The sequence below is a fragment of the Streptomyces peucetius genome (genome assembly GCF_025854275.1).
GTDB lineage: Bacteria > Actinomycetota > Actinomycetes > Streptomycetales > Streptomycetaceae > Streptomyces > Streptomyces peucetius_A.
This window is the reverse complement of sequence record NZ_CP107567.1, coordinates 2082221-2099306: the sequence shown is the minus strand read 5'-3', so window position 1 is coordinate 2099306 and position 17086 is coordinate 2082221. Positions and strand designations below refer to the sequence as shown.

The 17086-nt window shown below is 71.1% G+C and carries 13 protein-coding genes; 3 read left to right on the top strand and 10 right to left on the bottom strand.

Annotated elements, in window-relative coordinates; translation table 11 throughout:
- Window positions 1-7: 7 nt before the first annotated feature.
- Complete coding sequence (locus OGH68_RS09615) at window positions 8-838, bottom strand: MerR family transcriptional regulator (protein ID WP_264242931.1); 831 nt, start codon at window positions 836-838, stop codon at window positions 8-10.
- 162 nt (window positions 839-1000) lie between these two features.
- On the opposite strand from OGH68_RS09615, the gene OGH68_RS09610 reads away from it, so the two are divergent.
- Both OGH68_RS09610 and OGH68_RS09605 read left to right on the top strand, forming a co-directional pair.
- Complete coding sequence (locus OGH68_RS09610) at window positions 1001-2533, top strand: sodium-dependent transporter (protein WP_264242930.1); 1533 nt, start codon at window positions 1001-1003, stop codon at window positions 2531-2533.
- Window positions 2533-2670: a methionine/alanine import family NSS transporter small subunit gene (locus OGH68_RS09605; protein ID WP_264242929.1), complete on the top strand. Its 138-nt coding sequence runs from the start codon at window positions 2533-2535 to the stop codon at window positions 2668-2670. The genes OGH68_RS09610 and OGH68_RS09605 overlap by 1 nt, the downstream gene beginning before the upstream one ends.
- An 85-nt stretch (window positions 2671-2755) precedes the next feature.
- Here the strand turns inward: OGH68_RS09605 and aceE are convergent, their stop codons facing one another.
- The 7 genes from aceE to OGH68_RS09570 all read right to left on the bottom strand — a co-directional run bounded on the left by aceE (window position 2756) and on the right by OGH68_RS09570 (window position 13830).
- Window positions 2756-5425 carry a pyruvate dehydrogenase (acetyl-transferring), homodimeric type gene (aceE, locus tag OGH68_RS09600; protein ID WP_264242928.1) on the bottom strand — a complete coding sequence of 890 codons (2670 nt, stop codon included), beginning with the start codon at window positions 5423-5425 and terminating at the stop codon, window positions 2756-2758.
- A 349-nt stretch (window positions 5426-5774) separates the two neighbouring features.
- Window positions 5775-6401, bottom strand: coding sequence for a GntR family transcriptional regulator (locus tag OGH68_RS09595; RefSeq protein ID WP_264242927.1), 627 nt, complete (start codon window positions 6399-6401; stop codon window positions 5775-5777).
- 116 nt (window positions 6402-6517) lie between these two features.
- Window positions 6518-8341: a 2-oxoglutarate dehydrogenase, E2 component, dihydrolipoamide succinyltransferase gene (gene sucB / locus OGH68_RS09590; RefSeq protein WP_264242926.1), complete on the bottom strand. Its 1824-nt coding sequence runs from the start codon at window positions 8339-8341 to the stop codon at window positions 6518-6520.
- Between the two features lie 55 nt (window positions 8342-8396).
- On the bottom strand, window positions 8397-9785 hold the full coding sequence (gene lpdA, locus OGH68_RS09585) for a dihydrolipoyl dehydrogenase (protein WP_264242925.1): 1389 nt from the start codon (window positions 9783-9785) through the stop codon (window positions 8397-8399).
- A gap of 329 nt (window positions 9786-10114) precedes the next feature.
- Window positions 10115-11626 (bottom strand): leucyl aminopeptidase, encoded by a 1512-nt coding sequence (locus tag OGH68_RS09580; RefSeq protein WP_264242924.1) that lies wholly within the window; start codon window positions 11624-11626, stop codon window positions 10115-10117.
- A gap of 142 nt (window positions 11627-11768) precedes the next feature.
- Window positions 11769-12965 carry a hypothetical protein gene (locus OGH68_RS09575; protein WP_264242923.1) on the bottom strand — a complete coding sequence of 399 codons (1197 nt, stop codon included), beginning with the start codon at window positions 12963-12965 and terminating at the stop codon, window positions 11769-11771.
- A 70-nt stretch (window positions 12966-13035) separates the two neighbouring features.
- Window positions 13036-13830, bottom strand: coding sequence for an adenosylcobinamide-GDP ribazoletransferase (locus tag OGH68_RS09570; protein ID WP_264242922.1), 795 nt, complete (start codon window positions 13828-13830; stop codon window positions 13036-13038).
- Window positions 13831-13908: 78 nt separating this feature from the next.
- Here OGH68_RS09570 and OGH68_RS09565 point away from each other — a divergent pair, with 78 nt between their 5' ends.
- A complete protein-coding gene (locus tag OGH68_RS09565) occupies window positions 13909-14664 on the top strand; it encodes a hypothetical protein (protein WP_264242921.1) in 756 nt (251 codons plus the stop codon).
- Here OGH68_RS09565 and OGH68_RS09560 read toward each other — a convergent pair.
- On the bottom strand, window positions 14613-15317 hold the full coding sequence (locus tag OGH68_RS09560; protein WP_264242920.1) for a hypothetical protein: 705 nt from the start codon (window positions 15315-15317) through the stop codon (window positions 14613-14615). The two genes, OGH68_RS09565 and OGH68_RS09560, sit on opposite strands and share 52 nt — an antisense overlap.
- A complete protein-coding gene (locus tag OGH68_RS09555) occupies window positions 15314-17080 on the bottom strand; it encodes a phosphatidylglycerol lysyltransferase domain-containing protein (RefSeq protein ID WP_264242919.1) in 1767 nt (588 codons plus the stop codon). The genes OGH68_RS09560 and OGH68_RS09555 overlap by 4 nt, the downstream gene beginning before the upstream one ends.
- Window positions 17081-17086 lie beyond the last annotated feature (6 nt).

The window sequence follows — 17086 nt, the reverse complement described above, 5'->3', positions numbered from 1 at the left end:
GCGCAGCTCAGGCCAGCGGTACCTGGAGCTCCGTCACCCACTTCTCCTTGTCCGCAGGGCACTCCAGGTAGACCTCACGGGCATAGCCGGCGGAGCTGTGACCGCCCGCGTCGATCCAGCGGGCCAGCGTCTGCTCCGTGGGCATGACCGAGTCCATCGGACCGCGGTGCACGATCGTCGCCGCCCGTTCGACGGCGGGCAGCTCCACGATCTCGAAGTCCTCGCCCGGGACCCGACCGGGCTCCTGGTCTGCGGGGACCGTGCAGCCGGCGTGCACCAGGACCGCGCCGGTGCCGTCCGGGGCGTCCTCGTAGCAGGCGATGCCCGGACCGGCCGGGGTGATTCCCGCGGCCTGCAGCCGGGTGAACAGCTGGTCGTACAGCGGACCGATCACCGGCCCGATGTGCTCGGGGGCGTAACTGGCCGCGACGGCGGACAGCACGGCGACCCGTACGGCCGGAACGCTCTTGATCATGATGTCCTGGGTGGGCATGTAACCCTCGCTCTCGATCGACCGGAGCCTCGCCTCGACCTGCGCCAGCCTGGCGGCCGCCGCGGCCATCGACTCCTCGAGCTCCGCCTGCCGCAGCTTGAGCATGCCGCGCAGTTCCTCCGTACTCACCCGCTCCTCGAGGATCTGCCGCACCTGCAGCAGGGTGAAGCCGAGATCCTTGAGGGCGACGACACGGTTGAGCGTGGCGAGCTGGGCCGCGGAGTAGTGGCGGTAGCCGGTGAAAGGGTCGGTGTGCTCCGGCCGCAGCAGCCCGATCGCGTCGTAGTGACGCAGCATCCGGGCGGACACACGGCCGTGCCGGGCGAAGTCTCCGATGGTGAACATGACGTCTCCCAGTGCACGGCTTCACACGGTGTCAGGGTCAAGCATCACCCGTGAGGGCCCTTCCGACGCGTCGCCGGGACGTGCTGCGCGGGCTACCGTGCCAAGAGGTCAGTTTCGGTCAATTCTGGAGCACGCCCCCATCAGAAGACCCGAGGAACGCATATGACGCAGCAGCCACGTGAACAGTGGGCCACGCGTGCCGGGTTCCTGATGGCCGCCATCGGTTCGGCCATCGGACTCGGCAACATCTGGCGCTTTCCCGCCATTGCCTACGAGAACGGCGGCGGGGCCTTCTTGCTGCCGTACCTGATCGCCCTCCTCACCGCCGGCATCCCGTTGCTCATCATGGAGTACACGGTCGGCCGCAAGTACCGGATGTCCCCGCCGGCCGCTCTGCGCCGGATGTCGAGGCCCGCGGAGGTGATCGGCTGGTGGCAGGTCGTCATCTCCTTCGTGATCGCCACCTACTACGCCGTCATCATCGCGTGGGCGATCCGCTACGTCGGCTTCTCCGTCGGCCGGCAGTGGGGCGACGACCCCGAGACCTTCCTCTTCGGCGACTTCCTCAGGACCGCGGAGACCCCCGGCGTCATCTCCAGCTATGTTCCCGGGGTGCTGTGGCCGCTGATCGCCGTGTGGGTGGTCGTACTGGCCATCCTGGCCTTCGGCATCCGGCGCGGCATCGAACGCGCCAACAAGATCTTCATCCCGCTGCTCGTCGTCTTCTTCGTGGCACTGGTGATCCGGGCGCTCACCCTGGACGGCGCGGCGAGCGGTCTGGACGCCCTCTTCTCACCCGATTGGTCGGAACTGACCAACGGAAGTGTCTGGGTCGCCGCGTACGGCCAGATCTTCTTCTCGCTGTCGATCGGCTTCGGCATCATGATCACGTACGCGTCGTACCTGGGCCGGCGTGCGGACCTCACCGGCTCCGCCATGGTGGCGGGCTTCGCCAACAGCTCCTTCGAGATCCTGGCGGGCATCGGGGTCTTCGCGACGCTCGGCTATCTGGCCACCGCCGCCGGGGTACCCGTCGGCGAGGTCGCGACCGCCGGCATCGGCCTGGCGTTCGTCGCGTTCCCGGCCGTCATCTCCGAGATGCCGCTCGGCGGCCTCTTCGGAGTGCTCTTCTTCAGCTCCCTGGTGATCGCGGGACTCTCCTCGCTGATCTCCATCGTGCAGGTGGTCGTCTCCGCCGTGCAGGACCGCACCGGCATGCGCCGGATGCCCGCGGTGCTCGGCATCGGCGGCCTGGTGGCCCTGGTGTCCATCCTGCTGTTCCCCACCGACGACGGACTGTTCCTGCTGGACGCCTCCGACCACTTCATCAACCAGTACGGCATCGCGCTCGCGGCTCTGGTGTCGCTGGTCGTCATCGCCTGGCTGCTGCGGAAGCTGCCGACGCTGCAGCAGAACGCGGACGCCACGTCCGCCGTCCGCCTCGGACACTGGTGGCGCATCTGTCTCGGCGTCATCACCCCGCTCGTACTGGGCTGGATGATGGTGGACAGCCTCCGCACCGAATTCGACGAGAACTACGAGGGCTACTCGACCGGCTTCCTGCTCACCGCCGGGTGGGGTGTCGCCATCGGCGCGCTCGTCATCGGCATCATCCTCACGCTGCTGCCGTGGAAGGCCGGCGGTGAGGACGTCGACCTCGACATGGAGTCACCCGCCGACAGGAAGGAGCACTGATGTCGACCGGCGCCATCATCATGATGATCATCGCCATCGCCGTCGTGTGGGGCGGCCTCGTCGCCGCCATCGTCAGGCTGCGGAGCCACGCACCGGAACCCGAGGAGCCGCCGCCGGGAGCCCGTCCCGCCGAGTGAGGCCCCGGCCCGGCGCACAGGCGAAACGGGCGTGGCCCCTGCCGTTCGTACGGCAGGGGCCACGCCATGTCTCGACCGGCCGTCTCTACAGGCCGTAGCGCTCGCGCGCCTCCTTCACGGCCGAGGCCGGGACCTCGCCGCGGCGGGCGAGCTGGGCCAGCGCCGCGACCGTGATCGACTGGGCGTCGACACCGAAGTGGCGGCGGGCCGCGTCACGCGTGTCCGAGAGGCCGAAGCCGTCCGTGCCGAGCGAGGACCAGTCCTGCTCCACCCACTGGCTGATCTGGTCCGGCACCTGGCGCATCCAGTCGGAGACCGCCAGCACCGGGCCCGGCGCGCCCTCCAGCGCCCGGGTGACGTACGGAGTGCGCTGCTCACCGCGGAGCAGGGCCTCGTCCGCCTCCAGGGCGTCGCGGCGCAGCTCGCCCCACGAGGTCGCGGACCACACGTCGGCGGCCACGTTCCAGTCGGCGGCCAGCAGCCGCTGGGCCTCGAGCGCCCAGTGGATGGCCGTACCGGAGGCGAGGAGCTGCAGACGCGGCGCGTCCGCGCCCGCCGAGCCCTCGTTGAAGCGGTAGAGGCCCTTGACGATGCCCTCCTCGACGCCTTCCGGCATCGCGGGCTGCACCTTCGGCTCGTTGTAGACCGTGAGGTAGTAGAAGACGTCCTCGGCGTCCGGGCCGTACATCCTGCGCAGACCGTCCTTGACGATCACCGCGATCTCGTACGCGAACGCCGGGTCGTAGTTCAGCGACGCCGGGTTCGTGGCCGCGATCAGATGCGAGTGGCCGTCCGCGTGCTGGAGGCCCTCACCGGTCAGCGTCGTACGGCCGGCCGTGGCGCCGACGATGAAGCCCTTGCCGAGCTGGTCGGCGAGCTGCCACATCTGGTCGCCGGTCCGCTGCCAGCCGAACATCGAGTAGAAGATGTAGAACGGGATCATCGTCTCGCCGTGCGTCGCGTACGACGTCGCGGCGGCGATGAAGTCGGCCATGGCACCGGCCTCGGTGATCCCCTCGTTGAGGATCTGGCCGTCCTTGGCCTCCTTGTAGTACATCAGCTGGTCGCGGTCGACCGGCTCGTACGTCTGGCCCAGCGGCGAGTAGATGCCCGCCGACGGGAACAGCGACTCCATACCGAAGGTACGGGCCTCGTCGGGAACGATCGGCACCCAGCGCCTGCCGGTCTGCTTGTCCCGCATCAGGTCCTTGACCAGGCGGACGAACGCCATGGTCGTGGCCATCTCCTGCTTGCCCGACCCCTTGTACAGGGCCTTGAACGCGCGCTCCTCCGGCTCCGGCAGAGGCGCGGAGGCGTGCATCCGGCGGGCCGGGGCAGGGCCGCCGAGGGCGGCGCGGCGCTCCTGGAGGTAGCGCACCTCCGGCGAGTCGGCACCCGGGTGGCCGTACGGCACGACGCCGTCTTCGAAGGCGCTGTCGGCGATCGGGAGCCCGAGCAGGTCACGCATGCCCTTGAACTCGTCGATCGTCAGCTTCTTCATCTGGTGGTTGGCGTTCTTGGACTCGAAGCCCTTGCCGAGCGTGTAGCCCTTCACCGTCTGCGCGAGGATCACGGTCGGTGCGCCCTTGTGGGCGAGCGCCGCGCGGTACGCCGCGTACACCTTGCGGGCCTCGTGGCCGCCGCGGGAGGTGTAGAAGCACTCGGCGATCTTCGCGTCGGAGAGCAGCTTGGCCAGCTCGGCCAGCGCCGGCTCGGCGCCGAAGAAGTGCTCACGGATGTAGGCCACGTCGCGGGTCGCGTACGTCTGGAACTGCGCGTCCGGTACCTGGCGCAGCCGCCGCACCAGCGCGCCCGTGGTGTCGAGCTGGAACAGCTCGTCCCAGGCCGAGCCCCACAGGGACTTGACGACGTTCCAGCCGGCGCCGCGGAACTGGGCCTCCAGCTCCTGCACGATCTTGAAGTTGGCGCGGACCGGGCCGTCGAGGCGCTGCAGATTGCAGTTGATCACGAAGGTCAGGTTGTCGAGCTGCTCGCGGGAGGCGAGGGCGAGTGCCGCCGTCGACTCGGGCTCGTCCATCTCGCCGTCGCCGAGGAACGCCCAGACGTGCGAGTTGGCGGTGTCCTTGATCCCGCGGTTGTGCAGATAGCGGTTGAAGCGCGCCTGGTAGATCGCGGAGAGCGGGCCCAGACCCATGGAGACCGTGGGGAACTCCCACAGCCAGGGCAGCCGGCGCGGGTGCGGGTACGACGGGAGGCCGTTGCCGCCGGCCTCCTGGCGGAAGTTGTCCAGGTGCGCCTCGGTGAGGCGGCCGTCGAGGAACGCGCGGGCGTAGATGCCGGGCGAGGCGTGGCCCTGGATGTAGAGCTGGTCGCCGGAGCCGTCCCCCTCCTTGCCGCGGAAGAAGTGGTTGAAGCCGGTCTCGTACAGCCAGGCCGCCGAGGCGAACGTGGCGATGTGGCCGCCGACGCCGTGCTTCGAGCCGCGGGTCACCATGGCGGCCGCGTTCCAGCGGTTCCACGCGGTGATCCGGGCCTCCATCGCCTCGTCGCCGTCGAAGGCGGGCTCGGCGGAGCTCGGGATGGTGTTGACGTAGTCCGTCTCCAGCAGGCGGGGCAGGGCCACACCGGCCTTCTCGGCGTGCTGGAGCGTGCGGCGCATCAGATACGCGGCGCGGTGCGGGCCTGCGTGCTCCGCGACGGCGTCGAGGGACGCCGCCCATTCGGCGGTTTCCTCGGCGTCACGGTCCGGGAGCTGGTCGAGCTCACTCGGAAGCTTGCCTACGGGGTCGGTCATGATCGCCGCCTTCCGGACAGGAGGGGGGTGGAGAAGGGGGGTGCCGTGTCTGGCAGGACAGGGCGAAGGGCGGGGTACGCCCTTGGTCGAACTGTAAGTCTCTGATCGATGATCGATCAAAGCCTGGGGAGAAATTGGCATCCGGTGCCGCAAAAGTGGGCACGCGGTGCCGGTACGAATGCGCCTTTTCCGGGCGCGCGGCACCCGGCCCCGGCGCCTCTGGCGGGGCCGGGCCGGGCGGGCTGCGCCGGTGGGTGGTTGCGGGGGCGGGGCCTCCGGAGCGGTACCCGGACGCCACACAACACGGACCGGGCCACGCCCGGAGGCGTGAACCCGGTATGCCGCGCGCTCAAGCGCTGCGTGGCGCGCAGCCCAGGACGTGGGCCTTCACCAGGGCGCCGATGGACGGGTCGCGCCGCCGGAACGCCTCCACGAGGTCCTGGTGCTCCTCCGCGTACGACTTCTGCACCGTACCCAGCCAGCGGATCGACAGCGCCGTGAAGACCTCGATGCCCAGGCCCTCCCAGGTGTGCAGGAGGACGCCGTTGCCGGCCGCGCGGACCAACTCGCGGTGGAAGGCCACGGTGTGGCGGACCTGGCCCGCGGAGTCCCCGGACGCGTCCGCCTCGTAGAGCGCCGCCACGTGCGGTTCGAGGGCCGAGCAGTCCGCCGCCAGGCGGCCCGCCGCGAGTTCCGCCGCGATCTGCTCCAGGCCGGCCCGGACCGGGTAGCTCTCCTCCAGGTCCGCGGCCGTCAGATTCCGTACCCGTACGCCCTTGTTGGGCGCCGACTCGATCAGCCGCAGCGACTCCAGCTCGCGCAGCGCCTCGCGCACCGGGGTCTGGGAGACCTCGAGTTCGGTGGCGATACGGCGCTCGACGATGCGTTCCCCGGGCTTCCAGCGACCGCTGACGATCCCCTCCACGATGTGCTCGCGGATCTGATCGCGCAGCGAGTGGACGACGGGGATGGTCATGGAGCGCTCCTTAAAGCCGCGTCGACCTGTGGCCCTTAGACAATACGGCTGCGCCCCCGCCGGGATGTACTCCCGAGCGGGGGCGCAGCAGGTGAGGCTGGTTACAGCCGCGTGGTTCAGAGGCCGAGCTCGACCTCGAACTCGCCCGCCTCCAAGATCGCCTTGACCGTCGTCAGGTAGCGGGCGGCGTCCGCGCCGTCCACCAGACGGTGGTCGTAGGAGAGCGCGACGTACGTCATGTCGCGGATCGCGATCGTCTCGCCGAGGTCCGGGTGGTTGACGACCACCGGGCGGCGGACCGTGGCACCGATGCCCAGGATGGCGACCTGGTTCGGCGGCACGATGATCGTGTCGAACAGCGCACCGCGCGAGCCGGTGTTGCTGATGGTGAAGGTCGCACCGGCGAGGTCGTCCGGCGTGATCTTGCTGGCGCGCACGGCGCCGGCGAGCTCGGCGGTCTTCTTGGCGATGCCGGCGAGGTTCAGGTCGCCCGCGCCCTTGATGACCGGCGTCATCAGACCCTTCTCGGAGTCCACGGCGATGCCGATGTTCTCCGAGTCGAAGTACGTGATGGTGCCTTCGGCCTCGTTGATCCGGGCGTTGACGACCGGGTGGGCCTTCAGCGCCTGGGCGGCGGCCTTGACGAAGAACGGCATCGGGGAGAGCTTGACGCCCTCACGGGCCGCGAACGCGTCCTTCGCACGGGCGCGCAGCTTCATCAGCTTGGTGATGTCGACCTCGACGACCGAGGTCAGCTGCGCCTGGCCGTGCAGCGCCTTCATCATGTTGTCGCCGATGACCTTGCGCATGCGGGTCATCTTGACCGTCTGACCGCGCAGCGGGGACACCTCAAGCTTCGGTGCCTGCGCGGCGGCCGGGGCGGCAGCGGCGGCGGGAGCCGGAGCGGCGGCCTTGGCGGCCTCCGCGGCGGCGATGACGTCCTGCTTGCGGATACGGCCACCGACGCCGGTGCCCTTGACCGACCCGAGGTCGACGCCGTTCTCGGCGGCGAGCTTGCGGACCAGCGGGGTCACGTACGCGTCGCTCGCCTCGACCGGGGCCGGGGCGGCGGGCGCGGCGGGAGCCGACGGGGCCGGAGCGGGGGCCGGTGCGGCAGCCGGAGCCGGAGCCGGTGCCTGGGCGGCGGGCGCCGGGGCCGGAGCCGCCGGAGCGGGGGCCGGTGCGGCAGCCGGAGCCGGAGCCGGGGCGGGCGCCGGTGCCTGGGCGGCGGGCGCCGGAGCGGCGGCCGGGGCAGGCACGGCCGGGGCGGGGGCAGCGGCCGGGGCCGCACCCTTCGCACCGATGACGGCCAGCTTCGCGCCGACCTCCGCCGTCTCGTCCTCGCCGACCACGATCTCCAGCAGCACGCCGGCGGCGGGGGCGGGGATCTCGGTGTCGACCTTGTCCGTGGAGACCTCGAGCAGGGGCTCGTCCTCCGCGACCTCCTCGCCGACCTCCTTCAGCCAGCGGGTGACGGTGCCCTCGGTGACGCTCTCGCCGAGCGCCGGAAGGACGACGTCGGTACCCTCTGCGGAGCCACCGCCGGAGGCGGCCTCCGCGGTCGGGGCCGGAGCCGGGGCAGCGGCCTCGGTGGACGGCGCGGCCTGCGGCGCCTCCTGGGCCGGTGCGGCCGGAGCCGGGGCGGGGGCCTCGGCGGGAGCCTCGGCGGCGGCCGGCGCCGGAGCCGAGGCCGGGGTGCCGGAGCCGTCGTCGATGACGGCCAGCTCGGCGCCGACCTCCACGGTCTCGTCCTCGGCGACCTTGATGGAGGCCAGCACGCCGGCTGCGGGGGCGGGGATCTCGGTGTCGACCTTGTCGGTCGACACCTCGAGCAGCGGCTCGTCGGCCTCGACGCGCTCTCCCTCGGCCTTCAGCCAGCGGGTGACAGTGCCCTCGGTGACGCTCTCGCCGAGCGCCGGAAGGGTTACGGAAACCGCCATGGTTTCAGTTGCTCCTTAACGATGTGCGGAAGTGGTCTGTCGCGCCCGTGACTGACTAGTCGTGGGAGTGCAGCGGCTTCCCGGCCAGCGCCAGGTGCGCCTCGCCGAGAGCCTCGTTCTGCGTCGGGTGCGCGTGGATGAGCTGCGCGACCTCGGCCGGCAGAGCCTCCCAGTTGTAGATCAGCTGAGCTTCGCCGACCTGCTCGCCCATACGGTCACCGACCATGTGGACACCGACCACGGCGCCGTCCTTGACCTGGACGAGCTTGATCTCGCCCGCGGTCTTCAGGATCTTGCTCTTGCCGTTGCCCGCGAGGTTGTACTTCAGGGCGACGACCTTGTCCGCACCGTAGATCTCCTTGGCCTTGGCCTCGGTGATGCCGACGGAGGCGACCTCGGGGTGGCAGTACGTCACCTTCGGCACACCGTCGTAGTCGATCGGGACGGTCTTCAGACCGGCCAGCCGCTCCGCCACCAGGATGCCCTCGGCGAAGCCGACGTGCGCGAGCTGGAGGGTCGGGACCAGGTCACCGACGGCGGAGACGGTGGGCACGTTGGTCTGCATGTACTCGTCGACCAGGACGTAGCCGCGGTCCATCGCGACGCCCTGCTCCTCGTAGCCGAGGCCCTGGGAGACCGGGCCGCGGCCGATGGCGACCAGGAGGACCTCGGCCTCGAAGGTCTTGCCGTCGGCGAGGGTGACGCGCACGCCGTCCTGGGTGTACTCCGCCTTTTCGAAGAAGGTGCCCAGGTTGAACTTGATGCCGCGCTTGCGGAACGCGCGCTCGAGCAGCTTCGAGCTGTTCTCGTCCTCGACCGGGACGAGGTGCTTGAGGCCCTCGACGATGGTGACCTCGGTGCCGAAGGACTTCCACGCGGAGGCGAACTCGACGCCGATGACGCCGCCGCCCAGGATGATCGCCGACTGCGGGACGCGGTCCAGCGTCAGAGCGTGGTCCGAGGAGATGATGCGGTTGCCGTCGATCTCCAGGCCCGGCAGCGACTTCGGTACGGAACCGGTCGCCAGGAGGACGTGGCGGCCCTGCACGCGCCGGCCGTTCACGTCGACGGAGGTCGGGGAGGACAGCCGGCCCTCACCCTCGATGTAGGTCACCTTGCGGGAGGCGACCAGACCCTGCAGACCCTTGTAGAGGCCCGAGACGACCTCGTCCTTGTACTTGTGGACGCCCGCGATGTCGATGCCCTCGAAGGAGGTCTTGACACCGAACTGGTCGGCCTCACGAGCCTGGTCCGCGATTTCGCCGGCGTGCAGCAGAGCCTTCGTGGGGATGCAACCGTTGTGCAGGCAGGTGCCGCCCAGCTTGTTCTTCTCGATCAGTGCGACGTCCAGGCCCAGCTGAGCTCCGCGCAGCGCCGCAGCGTAACCGCCGCTACCACCGCCGAGGATCACTAGGTCGAAAACGGTGCTGGCGTCGTTCGCCACGTCACGTCCTCCATGCATGTGCGCCGTTCGCCGGACCCCCCGTCTCGGGAGCTGACCGGCCGGTCGGCTGGTGTTCGGCCGCTGATTCTTCGGCCCTGTGGTGGGGGCCCTGTCCTGCCGGGAACCCATCTTCGCACTTGTTGACGGGAGGCGGGACGCGGGGCCGTAGCTTGAGATGGTGACCTTGAGCGCGTTTTGCGGTTACCGGGGGGTACGGAGGCCGCTGCGCGCCTCAATCGCCGGCGGGGTTCCAAGGAGCCCGTCCGGCGATTGAGGACACCGCGCGAAGCGCGGAAAGGGGCGGGGTGGAGAACCGCCCGCCGCAGGTGCTAGCCCAGGTCGCCGGCGGCCGTCCGCTCCGCCAGCTTCACCAGCGTGCGGATCGACGCGCCCGTGCCGCCCTTCGGCGTGTAGCCGAACGGCGCACCCTCGTGGAACGCGGGGCCGGCGATGTCGAGGTGCGCCCAGGTGATGCCCTCGCCGACGAACTCCTTCAGGAACAGGCCGGCCACCAGGCCGCCGCCCATCCGCTCACCCATGTTCGCGATGTCGGCGGTCGGCGACTCCATGCCCTTGCGCAGATCTGCGGGGAGCGGCATCGGCCAGGAGGCCTCGCCGACCTCCTCGGCGATCTCGTGGATCGAGGCACGGAAGGCGTCGTCGTTCGCCATGATGCCGAACGTACGGTTGCCGAGCGCCAGCACCATCGCGCCGGTGAGCGTCGCCACGTCGACGATCGCGTCCGGGTTGTCCTCCGACGCCTTCGTCAGCGCGTCCGCGAGCACGAGGCGGCCCTCGGCGTCCGTGTTGAGCACCTCGACCGTCTTGCCGCTGTACATGCGCAGCACGTCACCCGGGCGGGTGGCCGTGCCGGACGGCATGTTCTCGGCGAGCGCCAGCCAGCCGGTGACGTTGACCGCGAGGCCGAGACGGGCGGCGGCGACGACGGCGGCGAACACGGCGGCAGCACCGCTCATGTCGCACTTCATCGTCTCGTTGTGGCCGGCCGGCTTCAGGGAGATGCCGCCGGAGTCGTACGTGATGCCCTTGCCGACCAGTGCGAGGGTCTTGGCGCCCTTGGAGTGGGTGTAGGAGAGCTTCACCAGACGCGGCGGGTTGTTCGAGCCCTGGCCGACGCCGAGGATGCCGCCGAAGCCGCCCTTGGCGAGCGCCTTCTCGTCGAGCACCTGCACCTTGACACCGTGCTCCTTGCCGGCGGCGGTGGCCACGGCGGCGAAGGCCTCGGGGGTGAGGTCGTTCGGCGGGGTGTTGACCAGGTCGCGCGCGCGGTTGATCTCCTCGGCGAGCGCGACGGCGCGCTCCGCGCCGGCCTTGAACGCCTTGTCCCGGGGCTTGGCGCCGAGCAGGGCGACCTCGCCCAGCGGCTTCTTGGAGCCGTTGCCGTTCTCCTGGTACGCGGTGAAGGCGTACGCGCCGAGCAGCGCGCCCTCGGCGATGGCCTCCGCGTCCTCGACGGACTCTATGGGCAGCGCGAAGGCGGCCTTCTTCGATCCGGCCAGCGCGCGCGCCGCGGCACCGGCCGCACGGCGCAGCGCCTCGGTGCCGTACGACTCGTCGTCGCCGGGCGCGGAGCCGAGACCGACGGCGAGAACGACTGCGGCCTTGATGCCCGAGGGCGCCGGGAGCTTGGTGATCTCGCCCTCGCCACCGCCGGCGCCGAGGGTCTCCAGAACGGAGGCGAGCTTGCCGTCGAACGCCTTGTCCACGGCCTCGGCGCCCGGCGCGACGACCGGGCCCTTGGCGCCCTTCGCCACGCCGACGACGAGGGCGTCGGCGCGCAGCGTCGCAGCGCCTGCAGTGCTGAGAGTGAGAGCAGTCACGGTGGTGAAATCTCGCTTCCGTTGAGTTCTGAAGGTCCGGCGAGGCGGATCGACACCTCACACGGGACAAGAGCCTACGCGCGGCCCTGGGTGAGACTCACGGCGGCGGTGATTCGCCCGTGCGCGGCTCACACCGGCGGGGTCAACGGGAGAGGACGTAGCAAGTGAGCGAAGCCCCGGGCAGCCCCCAGTCCTCCTCGCCCGCATACAGGGCCCAGAGCCCGTCGTCCACGGCGTCGTCGGTCCACCGGTCCGGAGCCGCGAGGTATGCCTGTTCGCACCGGTCGGAGGCCATGTCGTCGGAGTCCGCCTCGGGCGCGTAGGCGAGATTGCCGATGGGTTCGCGGGCGTAGACCCGCGCGTCGTGCGGGTGCTCGCAGTCGACCCGTACGACCAGACCGGTCATGTGGGCACCGGCGTCGAAGTCGACGCAGCCCCCGGGGGCGACACCGGTGGAGTGGAGGCTGACGACGTCTTCGGCCGGGTTCAGCACAGTCTCCGAGGGGCCGGGCATGGCGGGTTCCGAGAAGCCATGTCCGGTGAGGGCGAGCCGGACCCGCAGTCCGGTCAGTCCGGAGAACGCCTCTTCCTTGCGGCCGACCAGGGCCGACAGGTCGGCGTCGGCGCCGGTGATCCGGCCCCGCGCGTCAACCGTCAGCGTCATCCGGACGGGTGTGGTCCCGGCGTCGGACGCCGGCCAGGCCTGCGTCATCTCGGCCCTGACGCCGGCGGGGAACAGGTGCCAGGCGTCGGACAGGGCGGCCTCGGTCCGGTAGCTCCGGCCGCCCTCGGGAGTGTGCCGCTGGGCGGTGGCACGCGCGCCGCCCGTGACCTCCAGCAGAGTGCCGCCGATCGCCGCCGCCCGGCCGCGGAGGGAGAGGATCTCGTCGGCTCCGTCCAGCGGATCGCCGGGGTTCCCCCCGTAGCGAAGCCAGTAGCGCGCCGTCCCGGGCCGGTAGTGGACGTACTGTGCGTCGACCGCGAGCCCCGCTTCGATGCGTGCCGGTCCGTGCAGCGGGGCGGGGCCGAGCAGGACGTCCTTCACCCTGGCCGGCGTCCCCTTGGGCACCCGCCAACTCCGCTGCGCCGTCCCGCGTTTGTTCGTGAAGTCGAGACGTCCGGTCGTCGTCTGGACGACGTCGCCCCGTTCACTGCCGTACGTCATGGTCTGCGTGAAGCTCACGCTGCCCTCGTCCCGGGTCACTTGCGCGGCCGCTCGGGGCTGACCGGCGAGCGGCTCGGCGAACACCGGATGGGGGCCGTCGGCGGAGCAGGCGGTGAGCGGGAGCAGCGTTGCCGCCACCGCGGCGAGAACAGGAAGGCGAAGGCGTATGAGCACGGGGGTTGGACCGTCCGGTGCGTGTCATGGTTGCCCGCCCGAAGATCACGGAACGGGAACGTCGGGGACGTCAGCCCAGCACCAGCGCCACCAGCGTCACCGTCGCGGCCGTCTCCGCGAGCGCCCCGAACACGTCGCCCGTCACCCCGCCGAAGCGCCGCACGCAGTGGCGGAGCAGGAGGTGGGCGGCCGACAGGCCGGCCACCGCCGCGAGGGCGTGGTGGAGTGCGGCGTACGGCCCGAAGGGCGTGCCCGCGGCCGCCGCGCAGGCGATGACCAGGGCGGTCACGGCCAGTCCGGTGCCTACGGGGACGGCTCCGGCGACCGCCGCGCCGAGGCCCTCGGGGCGGGCCGCCGGGACGGCGGGGCGGCAGGCGAGAGTGAGCGCGAGCCGGGCGGTGACGGCGGAGAGCGCCGCGGCCGCCGCGCCGAGCGCCCAGCCCTGCGCGTACAGCTCCGCGAGGGCCGCCACCTGGCCGAGCAGGACGAACAGCAGCGTGATGACGCCGAACGGCCCGATGTCGGACTGCTTCATGATCCGCAGCGCGTCGTCGGCGGGTCTGCCGCTGCCGAGGCCGTCGGCGGTGTCGGCGAGCCCGTCCAGGTGCAGGCCCCTGGTCAGGACGGCCGGCACGGCGGCCGTGGCCGTGGCGGCGAGCAGCGGTCCCGCGCCCAGCAGGGTCAGCAGCCCCCCGGACGCGGCCGCGAACAGCCCGACGACCAGCCCCGCGAGCGGCGCGCAGACCATCCCGGCACGAGCGGCACCGCGGTCCCAGCGGGTGACCCGGACGGGGAGGACGGTCAGGGTCCCGAAGGCGAAACGCATGCCCTGCGCGAAGGCCGGGTCCGTGGTCGGAGGAGTCATCGCGCGAAGGGTAGCCCGGAGCCCCCGACGGTAAATTGCGCATGACGGGCAGAGAGGGTCATAACGGAAGCGGATGGCATGGGTCACTGGTTCTACCGCAACATCCTGGAGCCGGGAAAGCTCCCGGTGCTGCTCGCGCTGGCCTCGTTCGTGCTCACCTTTCTGCTCACGCGCACCGTCACCCGGCTGATCAGGGCGGGGCGGGGGCCGTTCAGGAACGTCACGCCCGGCGGAATGCACATCCACCATGTGGTGCCGGGCGTCGTGCTGACCGTCGTGGGCGGCTTCGGTGCCGTCGGGAGCGGCCGGCACGGTGTCGGCGCCGCCGTGTGCGCGGTGATCTTCGGGATGGGGGCGGGGCTGCTCCTCGACGAGTTCGCCCTGATCGTCCACCTCGACGACGTCTACTGGACCGAGCAGGGCCGCCAGAGCGTCGAGGTCGTCGTGCTGGCCGCCGCCCTCGCACTGCTGGTCCTCAGCGGCCTGTCACCGCTCGGCGTCGACGAACTGACCCCGGACGAACGCCAGAACCGCGCCACGGTGATCGTCACCGTGGTGGGCAATCTGCTCTTCGCCCTGATCGCCCTCCTCAAGGGCAAGACGAGGATGGGCCTGCTCGGAGTGCTCGTGCCGGTGCTGGCGCTCGTCGGCGCGCTGCGCCTGGCCCGCCCGGGGTCGTACTGGGCCCGCAGGTTCTACCGGCGCCGCCCGAAGGCCCGTGCGAGGGCGCGGCTGCGGTCGATCCGCCACGACCGGCGCTGGGCGGGGCCGCGCCGGGCGTTTCAGGACCTGATCGGCGGGGCGCCGGACCGGGTGCCGCCCCGCGAACCGTGACCGCGGCAGCGCCCTCGGACCTCCACCACCGCGCGGATCACCAGCACGACCGCGATCGAGGCGAGATGCTCCTTGCCCGCGAGATTGTTCTTCACGATCACCTCGGCCACCATCGCCGCGACGACCAGCCCCGCCGTCAGCCACGCCCGGTAGAGGTGGCAGACCCACACCGCGAGCCCCACCACGGCGGCCGACGGGCCGGTGTCGACGACCTGCGCGTCGGAGGAGGGCAGCCCGAGGAACCCGTCGGGACCGACGGCGACACCGATCCGGGCGTACGCCGTCCCCGCCAGCGTGGACACGTAGGCGACGGCGAGGGTCCGCAGCCGGCCGAGGGTGATCTCCGCGATGCCGAACACGATCAGGATCTGTGCCAGCGCGCCCCACACCGGCAGGTCGAGCGCCGGTACGAACAGCGACAGCGGCGTTCTCAGCAGCGCGAGCCACCAGGGGTCCGCCGCCCGCACGAAGCCGACGGCCTCGACCGGCCCGAGTCCCCACGGCTGGTTCTGCACCAGGTGCAGCAGTGCGGTCAGCACGACGGCGGCCAGGGTCATGGGCACGGCCCGCCACCGCCGTTCGGCGAGCGCCCGGCGGACCGCGGCGTACAGCGGTCCCCATTCGCGCCGCGCGAACGCCGACGCGGTGTTCAACGCCGGCTCTCCAGATGCCGTCGGTGCATCCAGCGGGGCAGACCGGGGGCCTCCAGGAAACCTTCGGCCCGGCCGGCGGCGAGGCCGATCCTCAGCAGATCGGCGCTCTTCTCGAAGAGCATGAATCGTGGCTCCCAGATCGGTCGGTACTTCGCGTTGGCGCGGTACAGCGACTCGATCTGCCACCAGCGGGAGAAGAAGCCGAGCAGTGAGCGCCACAGCCGCAGTACCGGTCCCGCGCCGAGCTTCGAGCCACGTTCGAAGACCGATCTGAACATCGCGAAGTTCAGCGATACCTGAGTGATACGGATCTCCTTCGCGCGCTGCAGGAGCTCGATGACCATGAACTCGGTCAGCCCGTTGTCGGCGTCCCGGTCACGCCGCATCAGGTCCAGGGAGAGCCCCTTGGGCCCCCACGGCACGAAGCTGAGCAGCGCGCGCAACTCGCCCTCGCCGTCCGTGCACTCGAGCATCACGCAGCGGCCGTCCGCCGGGTCGCCGAGCCGTCCGAGGGCCATGGAGAAGCCGCGTTCCGTCTCGCCGTCCCGCCACTCGTCGGCGTGCCGCAGCAGCTCCCGCATCTCGTCGGCCGGGATCTCCTCGTGGCGGCGGATGCGCACCTCGTAACCGGCGCGCCTGACCCGGTTGTACGCCTGGCGCACGCTCCGCATCGCCCGCCCCTCCAGGGTGAACTCCGCGGTCTCCACGATCGCCTCGTCGCCCAGTTCCAGGGCGTCCATGCCGTGCCGCGCGTACACGGTCCCCGCCTCCTCGCCGGCTCCCATGACCGCCGGGGTCCAGCCGTGCTCACGGGCCTCGGCCAGCCACGGCTCGATCGCGCCCGGCCAGGCCTCCGGGTCGCCGATCGGGTCGCCGGACGCGAGCGAGACGCCGCCGACCACGCGGTAGGCCACGGCCGCCTTGCCCGTCGGGGACCACACGACGCTCTTCTCGCGGCGCAGCGCGAAGTAACCGAGCGAGTCCCGCTCGCCGTGCTTGTCCAGCAGGGCCCGCAGTCTTGCCTCGTCGTCCTCGGTGATCGGGTCGACGGCCCGCCGCGAGCGGAACGCCGCGTACAGCACGCCGAGCAGCAGCAGCGTCGCCATGATGTTGATCACGACGTCCACCCAGCCGGGGGTCGTGATGGTGGGGAAGCGGTCGTCGTCGACGGCGACGGAGACCAGCCGCATCGCGGCGTAGCGCCAGCGCTCGAGGAACGTGGAGCTCTGGGGCGAGGTGTTGGTGAGGGTGACGAACCACGTCGCGAGCAGCGAGGTGGCGAGCAGTCCGCCGACGGCGACACCGGTCGCCAGCTTCGGGTTGGACCGGTCGCCCTTGGCGTAGAACTCGCGTCTGCCCAGCAGCAGGGCGGCCATGAAGGCCGCCGTCAGCACGAAGGAGACCCAGTTCTGTGCGTGCTGCCGGATCTCGGGGAGGACCAGGGCGAACGCGAAGAGCAGCAGGAACAGCCCGCAGAGCACCGCGTTCAGAATCCACGCCGCACGCTTGCGGCGGCGCATGGTGACGGCGAGGAAGAGCGTGAAGAGGCCCGACGCGAAACCGGCGGTGAGGAGGTAAGGCGTGAAGTAGTTGTCCTGGTTGTGGCGTCGCAGGTCCTGCCCGAGCGTGACCCAGACGGCGCTCAGGAAGTTGATGAAGGTCACGATCCGCAGGTACCAGATCGCGCATGCCGCGCCGCGCCGTGAGAGGTCGGTGCTGCGGCGCGTGACGGCGCCCTCGCCGGACGTACGGACTTCTCCCATGAAAAG